We start from the raw sequence: 1,263 nt of genomic DNA, 5'->3' as shown, positions 1-1,263 counted from the left end.
GACGCGGGGAAGCCGGAACGGAAGCAGACGCGGAGGAGACGTCTGCGGTGCCTGCTCCCTTCTGTGGTCCCGGTGAGTGCAGCACGGACGGGAGAGCCAGGCACAAGGCTGCCGCGGTGCAGGCCGCGGTCGCAGCGAGGGCACGCCGGCGGTGCCGGCGCCGGTCGGCGCGTCGGCGGATCTCCGCTGCGGGCAGTGTCGGCGCGGGCATCTGCGTGCCGAGCAGCCGCAGCCTGTCGCCGAGGGTGTCGTGGATGGGGTCAGACACGAAGCTTTCCTTCCTCGCTGGTCGGGGCTTGGTCGGCGAGTCTGCCCGCGAGCGCGGCCCGGCCGCGGGCGAGGCGACTCTTGACGGCGCTGACACTGGCGCCAGTCTCGGCCGCGACCTGCTCGACGGAGAGGTCGCACATGTGGTGCAGGACCAGGGCGCTCCGCTGCGCCTCGGGCAGGTCGCGTAGCGCGGCGACCAGCATCAGGTGCTCCTCGGTGGGCGGCTCGATGGTGGGCGGTTCTTGGCGGTGGTGGCGTCCGGCTAAGTGCAGGCCCCGGGCCACACGTCGCCAGCGGGAGATGGCCAGCCGCCGGGCCGTGGTCCGGATCCATGCCTCCGGGGCGTTGTCCGGGTCGAAGGTGTGCCTTCGGTCCCACGCGCGGATGAACGCCTCCTGGACCACGTCCTGTGCTTCGGACCAGCTGCCGGTCAGCGCGTAGAGCTGCCCGGTCAGGCGGGAGAAGGACGCCGCGTAGAACGCGTCGAACTCCTGTGGCGTCATCAAGGGCCTTTCTTCCGGGCTGTCCGTCAGCTTGCGGCACAGGCGGCTCGCGAGGAAGCACTCCTCGGCTGCGGCTGTGGAGCCGTGCGTCCTGGACGGAGCGTCCCGTCCTGTACGCACGAGCACCACCCCAGGGTTGCGCCCGCGGCCTATGACCTGGATCACGTGCGCGGGGTGCGACCTGCCGAGCGTCGGGAGACCTACAGGGGCGCAGGCGTCAACCGGACGCCCGGCAGAAAAGGACACGGATTCATGCGTATCCGCCCGATCACACTCATCGCCGCCACCGCCGTAGCCATCGCGACCGCAGGAGGAATAGCCACCGCCGCAACCAGCACCTCCACGCCCACCCCCACGGCCCACGGCGAGCCCTCCGCTGTGCCCTCCGCTGTGCCCTCCGCTGCGCCCTCCGCTGCGCCCTCCGGCGCCGGCTCGGCCGACGCCTCGGTGGCTCCCGGCAGTGGCCCGTCCGTTACCCGTTCGACTGCCA

Annotated in this window: 1 protein-coding gene and 1 pseudogene; both read right to left on the bottom strand. The window is 72.0% G+C overall.

Annotated elements, in window-relative coordinates; translation table 11 throughout:
• Positions 1-268 (bottom strand): annotated as a pseudogene (locus ACIP37_RS37770) (hypothetical protein); the annotation flags it as partial.
• On the bottom strand, positions 261-773 hold the full coding sequence (locus ACIP37_RS37765; protein ID WP_400812606.1) for a SigE family RNA polymerase sigma factor: 513 nt from the start codon (positions 771-773) through the stop codon (positions 261-263). The gene ACIP37_RS37765 and the pseudogene ACIP37_RS37770, both read right to left, overlap by 8 nt.
• Positions 774-1,263 lie beyond the last annotated feature (490 nt).

This window comes from Kitasatospora sp. NPDC088861, assembly GCF_044750105.1.
Classification (GTDB): Bacteria; Actinomycetota; Actinomycetes; order Streptomycetales; family Streptomycetaceae; genus Kitasatospora.
Note: the sequence above shows the minus strand (reverse complement) of the source record. Positions and strands in the feature narration are given on the sequence as shown.